This window comes from Moritella sp. F3 (assembly GCF_015082335.1).
Lineage (GTDB): Bacteria > Pseudomonadota > Gammaproteobacteria > Enterobacterales > Moritellaceae > Moritella.
Window position 1 is genome coordinate 1 of the sequence record NZ_BLRL01000086.1, and the last position, 261, is coordinate 261.

A 261-nucleotide genomic window follows, 5' to 3' on the forward strand; every position below is an offset into this window, starting at 1 on the left:
TAGCTGTAGAGTACGGTCAACGTGCTCAGACGCTTCAACGTGGAAGGTAATCATTGATGCGCCGGCTTTAGCAAACTCAGGTACGATGCTGTCTACTGGCTTAACCATTAGGTGAACATCGATAGGAGCTGTGATGCCGTAGTCTCGCAACGCTTTACAGATCGGTGCACCAAAAGTCAGGTTAGGTACGTAGTGGTTATCCATCACATCGAAGTGCACAACGTCGGCACCGGCTGCGAGTACTTTTTCTACGTCTTCACC

General features: G+C 49.8%; 1 protein-coding gene. It reads right to left on the minus strand.

Translation table 11 applies throughout. The features are described 5' to 3' along the window. On the minus strand, nucleotides 1-261 hold a 261-nt coding region (locus JFU56_RS22565; protein WP_374221066.1), incomplete at both ends, for a ribulose-phosphate 3-epimerase.